This is a genomic window from Thermus sp. 2.9 (genome assembly GCF_000794385.1).
In the GTDB taxonomy this organism is placed as follows: Bacteria; Deinococcota; Deinococci; order Deinococcales; family Thermaceae; genus Thermus; species Thermus thalpophilus.
This window is the reverse complement of record NZ_JTJB01000034.1, coordinates 1-15621: the sequence shown is the minus strand read 5'-3', so window position 1 is coordinate 15621 and position 15621 is coordinate 1. Positions and strand designations below refer to the sequence as shown.

Here is a 15621-nt window from a genome sequence, read left to right as displayed (position 1 = left end):
CCCTCAGTCTAACCGGAGGACCACGCCCTCGTCCGGGCGCAGGAGAAGGCGCTCCCCCACCCCTTCTTCCCGGTCCAGGTGGGTGGAGAGGACCACCCGCCCCCCTCGAGGCAGGACCAGGGCCCGCTCCTTGTCCGTGAAGTTCAGGGCCACGATCCAACCCTCCCCCCTCAGGTAGGCGTAAACGCCCCCTTGGGCGACGTAGGTGCGGTAGGCCCCATAGAGGAGCTCCGGGTCCTTCCTTAAGGCGATGAGGCGGCGCACCAGGTGGAGCATGGAGCGGGGGTCCTTTTCCTGGGCGGCCACGTTTCGGGTCTTCCAGTCGGGGTTCAGGGGAAGCCAGGGCTCCGTGGTGGAAAAACCGGCGTAGGGGGAGTCGTCCCAGGGCATGGGGGTGCGCTCGGGGTCGCGGCCCGGGGGAAGGCCATGCTCCCCCTTGCGCCCCTTTTGCCTTAAAGCGGCCGGGTCCTGCACCTTCTCGGGGGGGATCTCCCCGTTGGGGAGGGCGAGCTCGTCCCCGTAGTACCAGGTGGGGGTGCCCCGCAGGGTGAAGAGGAGCATGGCCGCCACCCTGGCCTGGGCCTCCCCCAGGCGGGAGGCGAGGCGGGGCTGGTCGTGGTTGCCGAGGACCCAGTTGGGCCAGTCCGCGGGCCTGAGGAGGCTCTCGTACTCCTCCACGATGCGGGCGATGTTCTCAGGGCGCCAGTCGGGAAGGCCCCGGAAGATCAGGTGGAAGTTGAAGGGCAGGTGGCAACCCGCCTGGTAGTAGCGCACCAGCTGGGGATAGGGCAGGTAGATCTCCCCCACCATGATCCGCTCCCGCCCCGGGGTGGAAAACTCGTCCAGCACGTAGCGCATCTCCCGCACGTAGGCGTAGGTCTCCGGCTGGTCCTCGGTGTAGAGGTGGAGGTGCCGCCCCCGGTCCCACATGCCCGGGCGCCAGTCGGGATTGCCGGGCTCGTCCCGCAGGAGGAGGTCCTCGGCCAAAAGCCAAAGGGTGTCCACCCGGAACCCATCCACTCCCCGCCGGAGCCAAAAGCGCATCACCTCGTAGATGGCCTCCCGCACCTCGGGGTTGCGCCAGTTGAGGTCGGGCTGCTCCGGGAGGAACTGGTGGAGGTAATACTGGCCCGTGGCCTCGTCCAGGGTCCAGGCGGGGCCACCGAAAAAGCTCTGCCAGTTGTTGGGGGGGCCCCCATCCGGGGCAGGGTCAGCCCAGACGTACCAGTCCCGCTTGGGGCTATTCCGGGAGGCGCGGGACTCCAAGAACCACGGGTGCTCGTTGGAGGTGTGGTTGGGCACCAGGTCAACGAGGACCCTAATCCCCAGGGCGTGGGCCTCCTGCAGGAGGCGGTCAAAGTCCTGAAGGCTCCCGAAGATGGGATCCACCTGGCAGTGGTCGGCCACATCGTAGCCGAAGTCCCGCATGGGGCTTTTGTAGAAGGGAGAAAGCCAGATGGCCTCCACCCCCAGGGACTTGAGGTAGGGAAGCCGCCGCCTCACGCCCTCCAGATCCCCGATGCCATCGCCGTCCGTGTCCTGAAAGCTCCGGGGGTAAACCTGGTAGATCACCGCCTCTTTCCACCACATGCCCCCAGTCTATTCCCCCCGGCCCAGGGGTGGAAGGGCTTCCAGCCCCTCACCCCTCGCAGGGCGGGAAGCGGGGCACCCACCGCCCCTCCACCGGGGCGAGCCAGCTGGCCAGGGGCCGGGCCCAGCAGCCGCCCTTCCCGTAGAGGGCTTGGTAGGCCACCAGCTCCTCCGTTTCCGAGCGGCGGGGCAGGAAAAGGACCCGGTAAAGCCCTCCCTTGTGGCGGCGGTGAAGCCCTGGCTCAACCGGCACGGGTGGGCTCCGCGTGGGGGTGGAAGACCGCCTCCTCGGGCAGGAGCCTCCGCTTCTTGGCCTTGCGGTAGACCGCCTCCCACATGCGGCAGAAGGAGCAGACCGCCCCCGTGGTGGGGTAGCCGCAGCGCTGGCACTCCCTCAGGGCCACCTCCCCTTCCCCCTGAAGGCGAGGTTGGACCTTTTCTAGAAAGCCCTCGAGGAAGCGGAGCTTAGCCCCCGGCATCTCCTTCTCCACCAGGTTCAAGGCCTCCTTGTAGAGGAGGCTTTTGGCCCCCTTGGCGTTGGGGCACTCCTCGTGCAGGTAGCGGATGCCCCGGAGGAGGGTGTAGGAGAGGACCTCCCGCTCGCTAAAGCGGTAGAAGGGCTTGACCCGGGCGGCGAGGCCGGGCTTCTCCGGGAGGACCGGCCCTTGGCGGACCAGGGCGTCCTCCTGGGGGTTTAGGAGGTTGCCGAAGAGGACCGCCGCCTCGTCGTCCAGGTTGTGGCCCGTGGCCACGGCGCGGAAGCCTCCCTCCACCGCCACCTGGTTCAGGATGTAGCGCTTGGAAAGGCCGCAGGCGGAGCAGGCCACCCGCCCGGAGAGCTGGGCAAGCTCCGGCACCCCGAAGCCATAGGCCTCTTTGAGGTCCACCACCAGAAGCGGGAGGCCCCTTTCCCGGGCGAAGGCCTCCGTGACCTCGAGGCTCCGCCGGGAATACTCCCCGATGCCGAGCTCAATGTGGAGCCCCACCGCCTGGTAGCCCAGGCGGCTCAGCACATCCCACAGGGCCAAGGAGTCCTTCCCCCCGGAAACCGCCACCAAGACCCGCTCCCCCGGCGAAAGCATCTTGTGGCGGCGGATGGCCTTTTCCGTTTCCTTCACGAACCAGTCCAGGTAGTGCGCCTTGCAAAGGGCAAACCCCCGGGAGCGCACCTCCACCTGGGCCTTTTCCCCGCAAACCTTGCAGACCACCCTAGCCTCCCGAGATGGCAGAGAGCACCTCTATTCGCTCCTCGTCCCCCACCACCTGGTCCAGGGTGAGGAGCTCCTCTTCGCGGATGGCCACCACCGTCTCCGGGTTGAGGCCAAGTTCCAAAAGAACTTCCTTCAGGGGCCGGTTTCCCCGGACCTCCACCTCCTTGCGCTCGGGCAGGCGCAAAACCACCTTCACCCCGCTAGTCTAGCAGGTAGGGGGAGACAAGCTCTGTGAGCCGCTCCAGGGTCAGGCGGTTGCGCTTCACAATCTCCGGCCTGCGGGGGATTTCCGGGTAAGGCGCCTCCGGGTCGTGGAGGGTGGGGGTAAGGGGCCGCCCAAGCCGCTCCTCCCAAGCCTTTAGCCACCCCTCGGGCAGGCGCTCCGGCAAGGGCAGGCCGTGGAAGACGTGGTAAAGAAGGGTCCAGACCCGCACCGCCCCGTCCAGGCTATACCCACCCCCCAGGGTGATGAGGACCCGCCCCCCCGTGTAGGCCTCGGCGTACTCCAGGATCAGGCGGAAAAGCCTCTCATAGGCCCGGGTGGTGAGGAGGAGGTCCGCCAAGGGGTCAAGGTAGTGGGCGTCCGCCCCTGCCTGCACCACCAGGACGTCGGGCCGGAAGGCCCGCAAGGCCCAGGGCACCAGGGTTTCAAAGACCTCGAGGTAGCTTTCGTCCTCCGTGAAGGGCTCCAGGGGAAGGTTGAGCTTCCTCCCCACCCCTTCCCCCCGGCCCACCTCGTGCACGTGCCCGGTGCCGGGGAAGAGGTAGCGGCCGGACTCGTGGAGGCTTAGGGTGAGGACCTCCTTCTCCTCGTAGTGGATCCACTGCACCCCGTCCCCGTGGTGGACGTCAATGTCCAGGTAAGCCACCCTCAGCCCAGCCCGGGTCAGGTGGCGGATGGCCACGGAAAGGTCGTTGTACACGCAAAACCCCGAGGCCCGGTCGTACTGGGCGTGGTGCAGGCCGCCCCCCAGTTGCAAAACCCGCTTTTCCCCGGCGAGGATGCGCCGCGCCCCCTCGAGGGTCCCCCCCACCAAGACCCTTGCCGCCCGTTCCATGCCGGGGAAGACGGGGGTGTCCCCCGTGCCCAGGCCGTAGTGCTCCAGATCCGGCACCCTTTCCCCTCGGCTTGCCGCCTCCACCCGCCTCACCAGGCGCTCCGAGTGGACGGTAAGCACCTCCTCCCGGGTGGCCTCGGGAGGAAAAAGGGGCGCCCGCCACACCCCCAGGGCCTGGAGGAGGGAGGTGAGCATCTCCAGCCGCACCGGGGAGAAGGGGTGATCCGGGCCGAAGTTGTAAAGGCGGTACTCGTCCCGGTAGATCACCATGGCTTCTTGGGCGGCCAAAGCACGTCAAACCCTTCCCGCCTCAGGCCCTCCGCCAGGAGGTGGGTTTCCAAGGTGTTCACCCGCACCACCGCCCGCACGAAGTCCCCGTCCTCCGGGTAAGAAAGGAGGGAGTGGATGTTCACCCCCCGCCCCGCCAAGTACCCCGTGAGCCGGGCGAGCTCCCCCACCCGATCGGGCAGCCGCACCTCCAGCCGCCCCGAGGGCTCCGTGACCCCGGTGAGCTTCAAGAGGGCATCCAGCAGGTCTATGCCGGTGACGATCCCCACGAGTCCGCCGTCCTCCAAAACGGGCAAGGAGCCGATCTTCCGCTCCCGCATCACCCGGGCCGCCTCCTCCACGGGGTCCAAGGGGTGGGCGGTGACCACCTCCTTGGTCATGACCTCCTCCACCCTGGCGCAGGTGGGACATGGCCCCTTAGGGTTCAGGTGGCTCGTGGCCAGGCGAATGTCCCGGTCGGTGATGATGCCAAGAAGCCGCCCTCCCGCCACCACGGGCAGGTGGCGGATGCCCCGTTCTAAAAGCAGGCGGTACGCCTCCTCCAGCGTGGCCTCCGGCCCCACCGTGACCACGGGGGAGCGCATCACGTCTTTGACCAGCATGAAAAGAGTATACCCCCCCACGAAGGGGGGTATCCTACCCGCCACACCCTTTAAAGAATGTCGTCCCGGATGCAGGCCTTGTAGTGGCCCGGGGCCACCTCCTTGAGTTCGGGCACGGTGTGGGCGCACTCGGGGAGGGCGTAGCGGCAACGGGTGCGGAAGACGCACCCCGAAGGGGGGTTGATGGGGGAAGGAATATCCCCCTGGAGCACAATGCGCTCCCGCTTCACCGTGGGGTCAGGAATGGGCACCGCCGAGAGCAAGGCCTCGGTGTAGGGGTGCTTGGGGTTGCGGTAGAGCTCCCGCGAAGAAGCGATCTCCATCACCTTGCCCAGGTACATCACCGCCACCCGGTCGGAGATGTACTCCACCACCGCCAGGTCGTGGGCGATGAAGAGCAGGGTGAGGCCCAGCTCCTCCTTCAGGTCCTGGAGAAGGTTCACCACCTGGGCCTGGATGGACACGTCCAGGGCGGAAACCGGCTCGTCCGCCACGATGAACTCCGGTGCCACCGCCAGGGCCCGGGCGATGCCGATGCGTTGCCTCTGCCCCCCGGAAAACTCGTGGGGGTAGCGGCGCATGTGATCGGGAGAAAGCCCCACGAGCTTTAGGAGCTCCGCCACCCGCTCGGTCCGCTCCTGGGGCGTCTTGCCAATCCCGTGGATCACTAGGGGCTCGGCGATGATGTCCCCCACCGTCATCCGCGGGTTCAGGGAGCTAAAGGGGTCTTGGAAGATGATCTGCATCCGGCGGCGGTAGGGCCTTAGCTTGTCCTTGGGCAGCTCGGTGATGTCCTCCCCGTCAAAAAGGATCCTTCCCCCCGTGGGCTCAATGAGGCGCAACAGGGTGCGGCCCACCGTGGTCTTGCCGCTCCCCGACTCCCCCACCAGCCCCAACACCTCCCCCCGCCTTATGGCGAAGGAAACCCCGTCCACCGCCTTGACGCTCCCCACCACCCGGGAAAGCACCCCGCCCCGGATGGGAAAGTGCTTCTTGAGGTCCTTGACCTCCAGCAGGACCCCGCTCATGCCCTAACCTCCCGGATCTCCCGCCAGCGCACGCACCGCACCTGCCGCCCGTCCCCCACTTCCTCCAAGGGCGGCACCTCCCGGTCGCAAAGCCCCTCCACGTAGTGCTTGCACCGGGGGTGGAAGGCGCAACCAGAAGGCAGGTAAAGCGGGTTCGGCACGTTCCCAGGAATGGCCTCCAACCGCTCCTTGCGCTCCGCCGCAAGGTCCAGCCGGGGCACCGAGTGGAGAAGCCCCCGGGTGTACGGGTGGAGCGGTTCCCTGAAAAGCGGCACCACGTCCGCCTGCTCCACCGCCCGCCCCGCGTACATCACCACCACCCGGTCCGCCATCTCCGCCACCACCCCCAGGTTGTGGGTGATGAAGAGAATGCTCATCCCGATCTCCTCCTGAAGCTTCTTCATCAGCTCCAGGATCTGCGCCTGGATGGTCACGTCCAAGGCGGTGGTGGGCTCGTCGGCGATGAGAAGCGAAGGGTTGCAGGAAAGCGCCATGGCGATCATCACCCGCTGCCGCATCCCCCCGGACATCTGGTGGGGGTAGTTGGCAAGCCGCTTCTTGGGCTCAGGAATCCCCACCAGGTCCAGCATGTGGGCGGCGAGCTCCATGGCCTCCCTCCGGCTTTTCCCCTGGTGGAGCATGATGGCCTCGGCGATCTGGTCCCCCACCGTGTACACCGGGTTCAAGGACGTCATGGGTTCCTGGAAGATCATGGCGATGTCGTTACCCCGGATGCGCCGCATCTCCGCCTCGGAGAGCTTGGTGAGGTCCCGCACCTGGCCGTCCTTCCCCCGGAAGAGGATCTCCCCGCCCACAATCCGCCCCGGGGGCGTGGGAATGAGCCGCATGATGGCCAAGGAAGTCACGCTCTTCCCCGAGCCCGACTCCCCCACCACCGCCAGGGTCTCCCCTTTGTCCACGTGGAAGGACACCCCGTCCACCGCCTTCACCACGCCATCGTCCGTGAAGAAGTGGACCTTAAGGTCTCTCACCTCCAGCAGCCGCTTGTCGTCCATGCGCACTCCTTCGGGCACTGCCCTTAAAACACCTCACCCGTTATACGCCATGCCCGGTCAAAAGAGAAGAGCCTACCGCCTCCTCCTTGGGTCCAAGGCGTCCCGGAGCCCATCCCCCAGGAAGTTCCACGAAAGCACAGCCAGGAAGATGAAAAACCCAGGCCAAAGCACCCAAGGGCGGTCGGTAAAGGAAGCGAAGCCGCCCTGTTGCGCCGCCTGGAGCAGGAGCCCCCAACTGGTGTACGGCTCCGTAACCCCAAGGCCTAAGAAGGAAAGCCCGCTTTCTCCCAGGATAAAGCCGGGGATGGTGAGGGATAGGCTCACGATCACGTAGCTCGCCGTGGCGGGAAGAACATGCCGGGCGATGATGCGACCATCCGAAGCCCCCAAGGCCCGGGCCGCTTGCACGTAGTCCATCTCCCGCACGGAAAGCACGATGCCCCGCACCACCCGGGCCAACCCCCCCCAGCCGATGAAGCCCAAAAGCCCCACCACCAGGTAGAAGGTGAACAAGGGATCGATTTTCGTGGGAAACACCGCCCGCAAGGAGATCAGGAGGAAAAGGCTTGGGATGGCGGCGATGATCTCCACCGTGCGCATGATGAGGTCATCGGGATCAATCCGCAAAGGCTCCCGGAAGACCCGGCGCAGGATGAGGACAACCGCACCCACCCCAAGGAGGAGCACCACCCCGTCCACCAGGAAGGACAACGCATCCCGCCCCGGGCTCAAGCGGGCGAAGGACCAGGCTAAAAACACGGCACCCCCCGCCACCCCAAGCCACAAGGCGAGGCTCAAAGGCCCCAAGAACCACCCCACCCCCCGCCAGGCCTTGGGGGGCAGAGAAAGGGCAAAGGGCCTTCCGGAAAAATAGCCGGCGATGCCCCCGAGCAAAAGCCCCAGGGCGAAGGAGACCAAGGCGGAAAGGATGCCGATGGTCAAGGAAACCTGGCCGCCGTAGACCACCCGGCTAAAGAGGTCGCGGCCGAAGTTGTCCGTGCCCATCAGGAAAATCTTCCCCGGGGCATCCACCCCAAAAAGCCGCAGATCGGAACGGAAGACCTTGAAAAGGGTGTAGGGCTGATCCGGGGTGCGGACGAAAAAGCGGATGTAAAACTTCCCCTGGGAAGGGTCCTCCTCGTAACGGGGTTGGAGGGTGACGGGGTCTATGGTCCGGCGGGTGGCGTAGACAAAGGGACGGGTAAGCCGCCCCGTCTCGGGGTCCACGAAGTGGATGCGGGTGGGAGGGTGGTTACCCTTCGGGGGGTAAAGCTCGTAGTAGTTGGGATCGTAGGGGCTAAAGAAACCGGCGAAAGCGGCCATCAGGTAGAGCACCAGGAGGATCCGCCCGCCCCAGACCGCCAAGCGATGGCGGCGGAACTGGCGAAGAGCCAAGGCTAAGCCAGTGGAAGGCGCCGCGCGTTCCACAAGACCCCCCTATTCATAGCGGATCCTTGGGTCCACCCAGGCCAAAAGCAGGTCGGAAATCAGGTTGCCGATCATAAGGAGCACCAGGCTCACGGTGAGGAAACCGGCGATGACGTAAAGGTCCTGATTGGCGATGGCGTCTAAGAAGAACGGCGTAATGCCCGGCCAGGCCATGACCACCTCCACAAACCCCGCCCCGGAGATGAGGCTTGGCAGGAGCCCACCCAGGGTGGCCACAAAAGGGATAACGGCGTTGCGGAAGGCGTGCTTGTACAGGACCACCCGCTCGGAAAGCCCCTTGGCCCGAGCGGTGCGGATAAAGTCCTGGGACAGCACCTCCAGCATCTGCCCCCGCATGAGCCGGGAAAGCCCAGCGATGTCGTTGGCCACAGCCACCAGGATGGGCACCACCGCATGCCAAGCGATGTCCAGAAGTTGGCGCAAAGGGGGCATCTGCTCAAAGCCGCTGGAGGTCATCCCAGAAACGGGGAACACCTGCACCCCTGTGCGAAACTTGATCTGCAAAAGCACATAGATGGCGATGAGGGCCAGGAAGAAGCTGGGCACGGAAAGCCCCACATAAGCCAAGAAGGACAAAAGCCGATCCCCAAAGGAATACTGCCGCACAGCCCCGTAGACCCCAATGGGGATGGCCACCAGGTAAAGGAGAAGTGTGGAGGGAATAACGATCACCATGGAGTTCACCACCCGGGGCCAGATCACCTCCAGCACCGGGGCTTGGTAGGCGAAGGAATAGCCCAGGTTGAGGTGCAGGAGGTTATTCATCCAAAGGAGGTACTGCTCGTAAACGGGGCGGTCCAGGCCGAACTGGGCGCGAAGCCTGGCGATGGTCTCGGGGGTGACCTTGGGGTCTAGCTCCAGCTGGGTCAGGTAGTCCCCCGGGGCCATTTGGATGATGAGGAAGGCGAGAAAGGTGGCCCCGAAAAAGGTGGGGATCAGGTAGAGGATGCGGCGAAGGACGTAGGCGGTCATGGGTTTTCCAAAGGACCCCCGGGGCCTTTGGCCCCGGGGGACGCCACGGTTAGCTCATTTCTTGATGAAGGTAAGCTCCAGCTCCCGCTGGCCCCAGATGGCGCTGATGATGGCATCCGGGTGCTCCCCGCCCAGGCGGTTGTTCCAAGCGGGGTGGTAGTTGGGCCCAGCGATGTAGATGACGGGAAGGAGCTGGGCCTCAATCTCCTGCATGCGGTAGCCGATCTCCTGCCGCTTTTTAAAGTCCAACTCGGTGCGGCCGCGGGAGTAAAGGGCCTCTAGCTGGGTTTCCCGGGGATCCAGGCACTGGCCCGACTTGTTCCACATGTGCAGGTTGCCCTTGCAGGGCACCACGTTGGAGCCAAAGGGCCAGTCCAGGTCCCCGCCCGAGAGGCCGATGATGATGGCGTCAAAGGGCCGGTCGGGCCCGGAGGAGAGGAGCTGCCCCACCAGGGTGTTGAAGTCAATGGCGGTGAAGTTGACCTTCACCCCCACCTTCTTGGCCTCGTCCACGATGAGCTTGGCGATCTGCTCCCGCTGGGCGTTGCCGGCGTTGGTGGCGAGGTTGAACTCCAGCCTCCGGCCCTTGCTGTCCACCAGGTACCCCTCCCGGTCCTTCCGGGTGAAGCCGAGCTCAGCGAGGAGCTTGGCCGCCTGCTGCGGGTTGTACTCGTACTTGGGCACCTTGGGGTTCACCCACTGGGTGAGCACCGGGTAGACGCTGGAGTACATGGGGGTGCCCAGACCGCCGTAGACGATCTCCACCACCGCCTGGCGGTTCACGATGTGGCTCATGGCCCGGCGGAACTTTTCGGAGCGGAAGAGGCTTTGCTTGAAGGGATCGGAGGCTTTGTTCCAGTTGAAGACCATGAACTGGCTGCTGGCCACCGGGGAGGCGTTCACCTTGATGGTGGCGTCCAGACGGCCCTGCTGGATGGCCTGGCGGATCTGGGAGATGTGGTCCACGGTGGAGGGAGCCATCAGGTCAATATTGCCCGCCAGGAACTCCGCCAGCTGGGCGTTGGTGTCCTTGACGATCTTGATCTCGTAGCGGTCCAGGTAGGGCAAGGGGTTCCCCGCCTCGTCCTTGTTCCACTCCCCAAAGGCCGGGTTGCGCTTCAGCACCAAGCGCTCGCCCGGACGGTAGCTTTCCACAAGCCAAGGCCCCGCCGAAACGATGTTTTCGGGCTTCTCGTTAAGCGTCCACATCTTCTTGATGCCCTCGGCCCCTTCTTTCTGGTAGACCGGCCCAAAGATGTGGGCGGGCCAGGGGGTGAATTCAGCCACGAAAAAGGCGGTGGCGTCGGGCCGCGGGTAAGTGAAGCGGAGGGTGTAGTCGTCAATCTTCCGAAGGGTAATGGGCTTCCCGTCAATGAAGAAGGAATCGTAGCTGTTGGAGCCCACCGCCTTGTCGGTGTGGATGCGCCAGGTCATGATCCAGTCGTCCGCGGTGATGGGGCGGCCGTCGGACCACTTCATGCCCCGGCGGATTTTAAAGGTGATTTCCAGCTTGTTGGGGCTGATGCTGAAGGACTCCGCCATGTAGGGAATCCAGTCCCCGGTGGTGGGGTCGCGCCGCACCAGGCCATAGGGAGAGATAGTGTCCGGAACGTTTGTCGCCTCGGCGGTGATGAAGGGGTTGAAGGTGCGGAAATCAGAGGTCACCGCCGCCCGTAGGGTGCCGCCCCGCTTGACCTCGGAGGGCTTGGCCACGGTCCACCTCTGGGGCCAGACAAAGGTCTGGGCGCTGGCCACGCCAGCCAAGGCGATAAGGCCTGCCATCCACACCAGGGCTCTTCTCATATTCTCGCCTCCTCTTGCCTTACGGCGCTAAGGCTACAGGTTCCGTTTAGCCCCTGTCAAGCACGCTTGACCAGCGGGGGGGTTCGTGAAAAAATCCCCTGCATAAGGAGGCGGCCATGAAAGCGGTGGTCATGGAGGCAAGAGGCGGCCCGGAGGTGCTCAAGGTGGCGGAGGTGCCTACACCCGAGCCAGGGCCCAAGGAGGTGCGCTTACGGGTGAAGGCGGCGGCCCTCAACCACCTAGACGTCTGGGTGCGCAAGGGGGTGGCGAGCCCCAAGCTGCCCCTCCCCCACGTGCTGGGCGCAGACGCCAGCGGGGTGGTGGACGCGGTGGGCCCAGGGGTCACGGCCTTCGCGCCGGGGGACGAAGTGGTGGTGAACCCCGGCCTTTCCTGCGGCCACTGCGAGCGGTGCCTGGCAGGGGAGGATAACCTTTGCCCAAAGTACGAGATCCTGGGGGAGCACCGCTGGGGGGCGTACGCCGAGTACCTGGTGGTGCCCGAGGCGAACCTCCTCAAAAAACCCCAAAACCTCTCCTTTGAGGAGGCGGCGGCCATTCCCCTCACCTTCCTCACCGCCTGGCAGATGGTGGTGGACAAGCTCCAGGTCCGCCCCGGGGAGGATGTGCTCGTCATGGCGGCGGGAAGCGGGGTGAGTGTGGCCGCCATCCAGATCGCCAAGCTCCACGGGGCTCGAGTCATCGCCACGGCGGGTTCCGAGGAAAAGCTCAGGAAAGCCCGGGAACTGGGGGCGGACGAGGCGGTGAACTACACCCACCCCGAGTGGTTTAAGGAGGTGCGCCGCCTCACCGGGGGCAAGGGGGCGGACAAGGTGGTGGACCATACCGGCGCCCTTTACTTTGAAGGGGTGATCAAGGCCACGGCCAACGGCGGACGCATCGCCATCGCCGGGGCCTCCTCGGGGTACGAGGGGACCTTACCCTTCGCCCACGTGTTTTTCCGCCAGCTTTCCATTTTGGGGTCTACCATGGCCTCTAAAAGCCGCCTTTTCCCCATCCTCCGCTTCGTGGAAGCGGGCAAGCTGAAGGCCGTGGTGGGCCAGGTCTTGCCCCTGGAGGAGGCCGCGGAGGGACACCGGCTCCTGGAGGAGCGGCGGGTCTTTGGCAAGGTAGTCCTCCAGGTAGGCTAAGGGACCGCCTGGGAGGTTCCGACCTAGAATGGCGGGCAGGGAGGCGTTTATGGAGCACACAGACGTGATCATCATCGGCGCGGGACCAGCAGGGCTTTTTGCGGGCTTTTACGTGGGCATGCGGGGGCTTTCCTTCCGCTTTGTAGATCCATTGCCGGAACCCGGGGGGCAGCTTACCGCACTATACCCGGAAAAGTACATCTACGATGTGGCGGGCTTTCCCAAGGTGTACGCCAAGGACTTAGTGAAGGGCCTTGTGGAGCAGGTGGCCCCCTTTAGCCCCATCTACAACCTAGGGGAACGGGCCGAGACCTTGGAGAGGGAAGGGAATGTCTTCAAGGTTACCACCTCCTTGGGCCAGACTTATACCGCCAAGGCGGTCATCATCGCTGCAGGGGTGGGGGCGTTTGAGCCCAGGCGCCTCGGCGCCCCGGGGGAGAAGGAGCTTGAGGGCAAAGGGGTGTATTACGCGGTGAAAACCAAGGCGGAGTTCCAAGGGAAGCGGGTCCTCATCGTGGGCGGGGGGGATAGCGCCGTGGACTGGGCCCTCAACCTCTTGGAGACCGCCAAGGAGATCACCCTCATCCACCGCAGGCCCCAGTTCCGGGCCCACGAGGCCAGCGTGAAGGAGCTTTTCCAAGCAGCGGAGGAAGGAAGGCTCACCGTGCTCACCCCTTACGAGGTGCGGCGGATAGAAGGGGGAGCTTGGGTAAAGAAGGCGGTGATCTTCCACAACCAAACCCAGGAGGAAAAGGAGTTAGAGGTGGACGCCGTACTTATCCTAGCGGGTTACCTCACCAAGCTGGGGCCCTTGGCCAACTGGGGCCTAGCGTTGGAGAAAAACAAGATCAAGGTGGACACCACCATGGCCACCAGCATCCCCGGGGTTTACGCCTGCGGGGACATTGTCACCTACCCAGGGAAGCTTCCCCTCATTGTCCTGGGGTTTGGTGAGGCCGCCATCGCCGCCAACCACGCCGCCGCCTACGCCAACCCGGCCCTCAAGGTGAACCCGGGGCACTCTTCAGAAAAGGCGGAGGAGAAATCCCCCGCCTGAAGCCTCCTCCCCCCAGGGCCACCCCTGGGGGGCGCTTTTGCCCTATCATGGGGGCATATGCGGGTTGCCCTCTTCATTGATGGTTCCTACATGTACCTGGCGGCCAAGCGCCTCGGGTGGAACGTGGATCACCGGCGGGTGCTCACCCAGTTCGCCACGCCGGAGCAACTTTACAACGCCTTTTATTACGTGCCCATCACCGACCCGGAGGACGAGCGTCAGCAGCGCTTCATTGACGCCCTGGTCTTTATGGGCTATACGGTGCGAAGCCGCTTGACCCGGGGGGAGGCCCGGTTTGAGGCCATGATCGCCACGGATCTTCTCACCACCGCCCCCCGCTGGGACCGGGCCATCGTGGCCAGCGGCTCGGGGGACTTGGCCCACACCTTCGCCGCCCTCCGCGCCATGGGCAAGGAGGTCCACCTCCTGGGCCTCCACGAGCTCGCCGACCTGGAGCTCCGCAACCAGGCGGACCGCTTCCTTAACCTGCCCGAGTGGCGGGAAGTGCTGGAAAGAACCCTGGGGGGCCGGCGCACCTACGTGGGCTATCCCGTGGAGGCCACGGTGGAGGTACCCCCCGCCACGGTGGAGGAAGGCAAGCCCTAAAAGGGCCATGCCCTTCGGTCCTTGGCTCATCTTGGCCTTGGCAGGCCTACTTTTTTTCGCCCTACCCAACTTCCCCGAACCCACCCCTTCCCCCAACCTTCGGGCCCTTCTCCCCTACCCTAAGGCGGTTCGGGAAAGGCTTGTGGCCCTGCATCTGCAAAACAAGGCGAGCCTGCACCTCGTTCTGGGGGAAAAGGCGGCCCGGGCCTACGACCGCCTGTTGCGCCTGGAACTGAGCAACCAACGGGCGGGAAAGCGATCCGCCTTCAGCAGTCCGGAGGAAGCCCTTTTTGCCGCTCAGCGGTGGGTAGAAGCCATCGGCCAGGCCCAACGCCAGCGGAGGGTAGACCTCGGTGGCCTCCCCACCGCTCCCCACCACGTCCTGCCCCACGCCCAGGAGATCCGGGCGGCGGCGGGGGCTTTGCGCATCCCTGCGGGCGTGCTGGCGGCCATCGTGGACAACGAGCAGTACGGCGGGGACAAGGCCCTGGGGCTTTCCCGGGGGGTGCGGGAGGCGGCGGACGCCCTCGCCCAGGACTTAGCGTCGCTGCAGGGGCAGGCCCCTTTTAGCCGCACCTTGGGCCTGGCCCAGATGAGCTGGGAAGACGCCCTCAAGCAGGAGGAAAGGCTTAGGCGCTTTGGGGCTTGGGACCCCTCGAGGCCCTTCCCCCGCACGGAGGCGGAGGCACGGGCCGCTTTGGAGGAACCCTACCTCAACCTCCTCTTCACCGCCAGCCGACTGAGGGGCTATTTCAACGCCATTTTGGGCCTTTCCCCCGAGGACACGCGGGTCCTCGAGGACCCCTGGCTTTACTACCTAGGCCCCGCCTGGCACAACTACCCCCTGCGGGCGCAGAACCTGGAAACCTGGGAAGATAGCTTCCACGGCTTCTTTAAAGGGCTCCTCTACCAAGTGGTCCTCGAGGGATACTGGCACCTGGAAGGCCAGACCCTCGTTCCCCTAAAGGTTTTTGGCCCAGGAACCGAGGCCCTCCCAAGCGCTAACCCGCCCCGCTTTTTCCCCTAGATCCGCTCCATCCAAGGAAGGGGCTCCCCCGGGGGCAGGACCGGCCAACGCCCCTCGCCCATGTGCCGCAAGATGGCCTCCACTGCCCTTTCCGCCTCCTCCACCCAAGCGCGCGGGTAAAGGTGCCGCTTGGCCAAAAACTCCTCCCGGTCAAACACCTGGCAGGCGTGATCCGCCCGGCACTTCACGTCCAGCTCCAAGTCGTACTGGCGGAAGGCCTTCCCCGTCCACTCCGCCGGGGTCTGCACGTTCCAGTAGTATTCCAAGACCTTGCCTTGGCGAACGTCGGGGCCCCCGGAGTACCAGGCCCCGGGAAAGAAGGCCACGTAGGCATCGTGGTCCAGGACAAGGGACCTTCCCTTGGCCACGTGGTGGAAGACCCCACCCTGGGGCAAGAGGGTGAGCACGCCCTCCGGCCGCACCTCCACCACCCGGGCCTCCCAATGGTAGTGAAGGGCCTCTTCCGGGTACTTCCAAAACTCCACCCGGACCCACTCCCCTGGGGCGAGGGGCCAGCTCACCGCCTGGTGCTGATGCCCAAGACCTTGTACAGGGCGCAGAAGCCGGTGATGGCCGTGAAGAGGAGGACCACGGCCACGATCCCCAAAATCCAGTTCCAAGGAGAAGCGGACTGGAAGGCGAAGTAGAAGAGAACCAGGGCCAAAACGAAGCGGATGACCCTGTCGGTGGTGCTCTCGTTCACCATCATGCCTTTCACCTCCGCTTTAAAGTTTAACCCAAGTTGCTACCTATCCCCTGGATCTGA

The 15621-nt window shown here is 65.1% G+C and carries 17 protein-coding genes; 4 read left to right on the top strand and 13 right to left on the bottom strand.

Features of this window, described 5'->3' with window-relative positions; translation table 11 throughout:
* Positions 1 to 3: 3 nt before the first annotated feature.
* From QT17_RS07980 to QT17_RS07930, 11 genes are all read right to left on the bottom strand, one after another.
* On the bottom strand, positions 4 to 1590 hold the full coding sequence (locus tag QT17_RS07980) for an alpha-amylase family glycosyl hydrolase (protein WP_039458789.1): 1587 nt from the start codon (positions 1588 to 1590) through the stop codon (positions 4 to 6).
* Between the two features lie 49 nt (positions 1591 to 1639).
* A complete protein-coding gene (locus QT17_RS07975; RefSeq protein ID WP_039458787.1) occupies positions 1640 to 1843 on the bottom strand; it encodes a DUF1653 domain-containing protein in 204 nt (67 codons plus the stop codon).
* Entirely contained in the window at positions 1833 to 2798 is a 966-nt protein-coding gene (locus QT17_RS07970) for an ATP-binding protein (protein ID WP_039458785.1), read from the bottom strand. The genes QT17_RS07975 and QT17_RS07970 overlap by 11 nt, the downstream gene beginning before the upstream one ends.
* 1 nt (position 2799) lies before the next feature.
* Positions 2800 to 2997, bottom strand: coding sequence for a MoaD/ThiS family protein (locus QT17_RS07965; RefSeq protein ID WP_039458783.1), 198 nt, complete (start codon positions 2995 to 2997; stop codon positions 2800 to 2802).
* 4 nt (positions 2998 to 3001) lie between these two features.
* Entirely contained in the window at positions 3002 to 4129 is a 1128-nt protein-coding gene (locus tag QT17_RS07960; protein ID WP_039458781.1) for an acetoin utilization protein AcuC, read from the bottom strand.
* Positions 4123 to 4749 (bottom strand): CBS and ACT domain-containing protein, encoded by a 627-nt coding sequence (locus tag QT17_RS07955; protein ID WP_039459099.1) that lies wholly within the window; start codon positions 4747 to 4749, stop codon positions 4123 to 4125. The genes QT17_RS07960 and QT17_RS07955 overlap by 7 nt, the downstream gene beginning before the upstream one ends.
* A gap of 50 nt (positions 4750 to 4799) precedes the next feature.
* Positions 4800 to 5777, bottom strand: coding sequence for an ABC transporter ATP-binding protein (locus QT17_RS07950; protein ID WP_039458780.1), 978 nt, complete (start codon positions 5775 to 5777; stop codon positions 4800 to 4802).
* Entirely contained in the window at positions 5774 to 6793 is a 1020-nt protein-coding gene (locus tag QT17_RS07945) for an ABC transporter ATP-binding protein (RefSeq protein ID WP_039458776.1), read from the bottom strand. The genes QT17_RS07950 and QT17_RS07945 overlap by 4 nt, the downstream gene beginning before the upstream one ends.
* A gap of 72 nt (positions 6794 to 6865) precedes the next feature.
* Positions 6866 to 8221, bottom strand: a complete 1356-nt coding sequence (locus QT17_RS07940; protein ID WP_039458773.1) for an ABC transporter permease — start codon at positions 8219 to 8221, stop codon at positions 6866 to 6868.
* Between the two features lie 9 nt (positions 8222 to 8230).
* Positions 8231 to 9214: an ABC transporter permease gene (locus QT17_RS07935; protein ID WP_039458771.1), complete on the bottom strand. Its 984-nt coding sequence runs from the start codon at positions 9212 to 9214 to the stop codon at positions 8231 to 8233.
* Between the two features lie 54 nt (positions 9215 to 9268).
* Positions 9269 to 11017 carry an ABC transporter substrate-binding protein gene (locus tag QT17_RS07930; protein WP_039458769.1) on the bottom strand — a complete coding sequence of 583 codons (1749 nt, stop codon included), beginning with the start codon at positions 11015 to 11017 and terminating at the stop codon, positions 9269 to 9271.
* Positions 11018 to 11133: 116 nt separating this feature from the next.
* Between QT17_RS07930 and QT17_RS07925 the strand changes: the two genes are divergently transcribed.
* The 4 genes from QT17_RS07925 to QT17_RS07910 are packed head-to-tail and all read left to right on the top strand — an operon-like array spanning position 11134 to position 14855.
* Positions 11134 to 12165, top strand: coding sequence for a zinc-binding dehydrogenase (locus QT17_RS07925; RefSeq protein WP_039458765.1), 1032 nt, complete (start codon positions 11134 to 11136; stop codon positions 12163 to 12165).
* Positions 12166 to 12214: 49 nt separating this feature from the next.
* Positions 12215 to 13222, top strand: coding sequence for an NAD(P)/FAD-dependent oxidoreductase (locus tag QT17_RS07920; RefSeq protein ID WP_039458763.1), 1008 nt, complete (start codon positions 12215 to 12217; stop codon positions 13220 to 13222).
* A gap of 57 nt (positions 13223 to 13279) precedes the next feature.
* A complete protein-coding gene (locus QT17_RS07915; protein ID WP_039458760.1) occupies positions 13280 to 13828 on the top strand; it encodes an NYN domain-containing protein in 549 nt (182 codons plus the stop codon).
* A gap of 7 nt (positions 13829 to 13835) precedes the next feature.
* On the top strand, positions 13836 to 14855 hold the full coding sequence (locus QT17_RS07910) for a hypothetical protein (protein WP_039458758.1): 1020 nt from the start codon (positions 13836 to 13838) through the stop codon (positions 14853 to 14855).
* Here QT17_RS07910 and QT17_RS07905 read toward each other — a convergent pair.
* Both QT17_RS07905 and QT17_RS07900 read right to left on the bottom strand, forming a co-directional pair.
* Positions 14852 to 15376 carry a DUF402 domain-containing protein gene (locus QT17_RS07905; RefSeq protein WP_039458753.1) on the bottom strand — a complete coding sequence of 175 codons (525 nt, stop codon included), beginning with the start codon at positions 15374 to 15376 and terminating at the stop codon, positions 14852 to 14854. The two genes, QT17_RS07910 and QT17_RS07905, sit on opposite strands and share 4 nt — an antisense overlap.
* Positions 15373 to 15564, bottom strand: a complete 192-nt coding sequence (locus QT17_RS07900; RefSeq protein ID WP_039458750.1) for a DUF2892 domain-containing protein — start codon at positions 15562 to 15564, stop codon at positions 15373 to 15375. Before QT17_RS07900 ends, QT17_RS07905 begins: the two co-directional genes overlap by 4 nt.
* Positions 15565 to 15621: the final 57 nt, after the last annotated feature.

Bases quoted from the DNA above. Each gene is read 5' to 3' on its own strand.
- QT17_RS07980 (WP_039458789.1), bottom strand. From the start codon at position 1,590: ATGTGGTGGAAAGAGGCGGTGATCTACCAGGTTTACCCCCGGAGCTTT.
- QT17_RS07960 (WP_039458781.1), bottom strand. From the start codon at position 4,129: ATGGTGATCTACCGGGACGAGTACCGCCTTTACAACTTCGGCCCGGAT.
- QT17_RS07955 (WP_039459099.1), bottom strand. From the start codon at position 4,749: ATGCTGGTCAAAGACGTGATGCGCTCCCCCGTGGTCACGGTGGGGCCG.
- QT17_RS07950 (WP_039458780.1), bottom strand. From the start codon at position 5,777: ATGAGCGGGGTCCTGCTGGAGGTCAAGGACCTCAAGAAGCACTTTCCC.
- QT17_RS07945 (WP_039458776.1), bottom strand. From the start codon at position 6,793: ATGGACGACAAGCGGCTGCTGGAGGTGAGAGACCTTAAGGTCCACTTC.
- QT17_RS07935 (WP_039458771.1), bottom strand. From the start codon at position 9,214: ATGACCGCCTACGTCCTTCGCCGCATCCTCTACCTGATCCCCACCTTT.
- QT17_RS07930 (WP_039458769.1), bottom strand. From the start codon at position 11,017: ATGAGAAGAGCCCTGGTGTGGATGGCAGGCCTTATCGCCTTGGCTGGC.
- QT17_RS07925 (WP_039458765.1), top strand. From the start codon at position 11,134: ATGAAAGCGGTGGTCATGGAGGCAAGAGGCGGCCCGGAGGTGCTCAAG.
- QT17_RS07920 (WP_039458763.1), top strand. From the start codon at position 12,215: ATGGAGCACACAGACGTGATCATCATCGGCGCGGGACCAGCAGGGCTT.
- QT17_RS07915 (WP_039458760.1), top strand. From the start codon at position 13,280: ATGCGGGTTGCCCTCTTCATTGATGGTTCCTACATGTACCTGGCGGCC.
- QT17_RS07910 (WP_039458758.1), top strand. From the start codon at position 13,836: ATGCCCTTCGGTCCTTGGCTCATCTTGGCCTTGGCAGGCCTACTTTTT.
- QT17_RS07900 (WP_039458750.1), bottom strand. From the start codon at position 15,564: ATGATGGTGAACGAGAGCACCACCGACAGGGTCATCCGCTTCGTTTTG.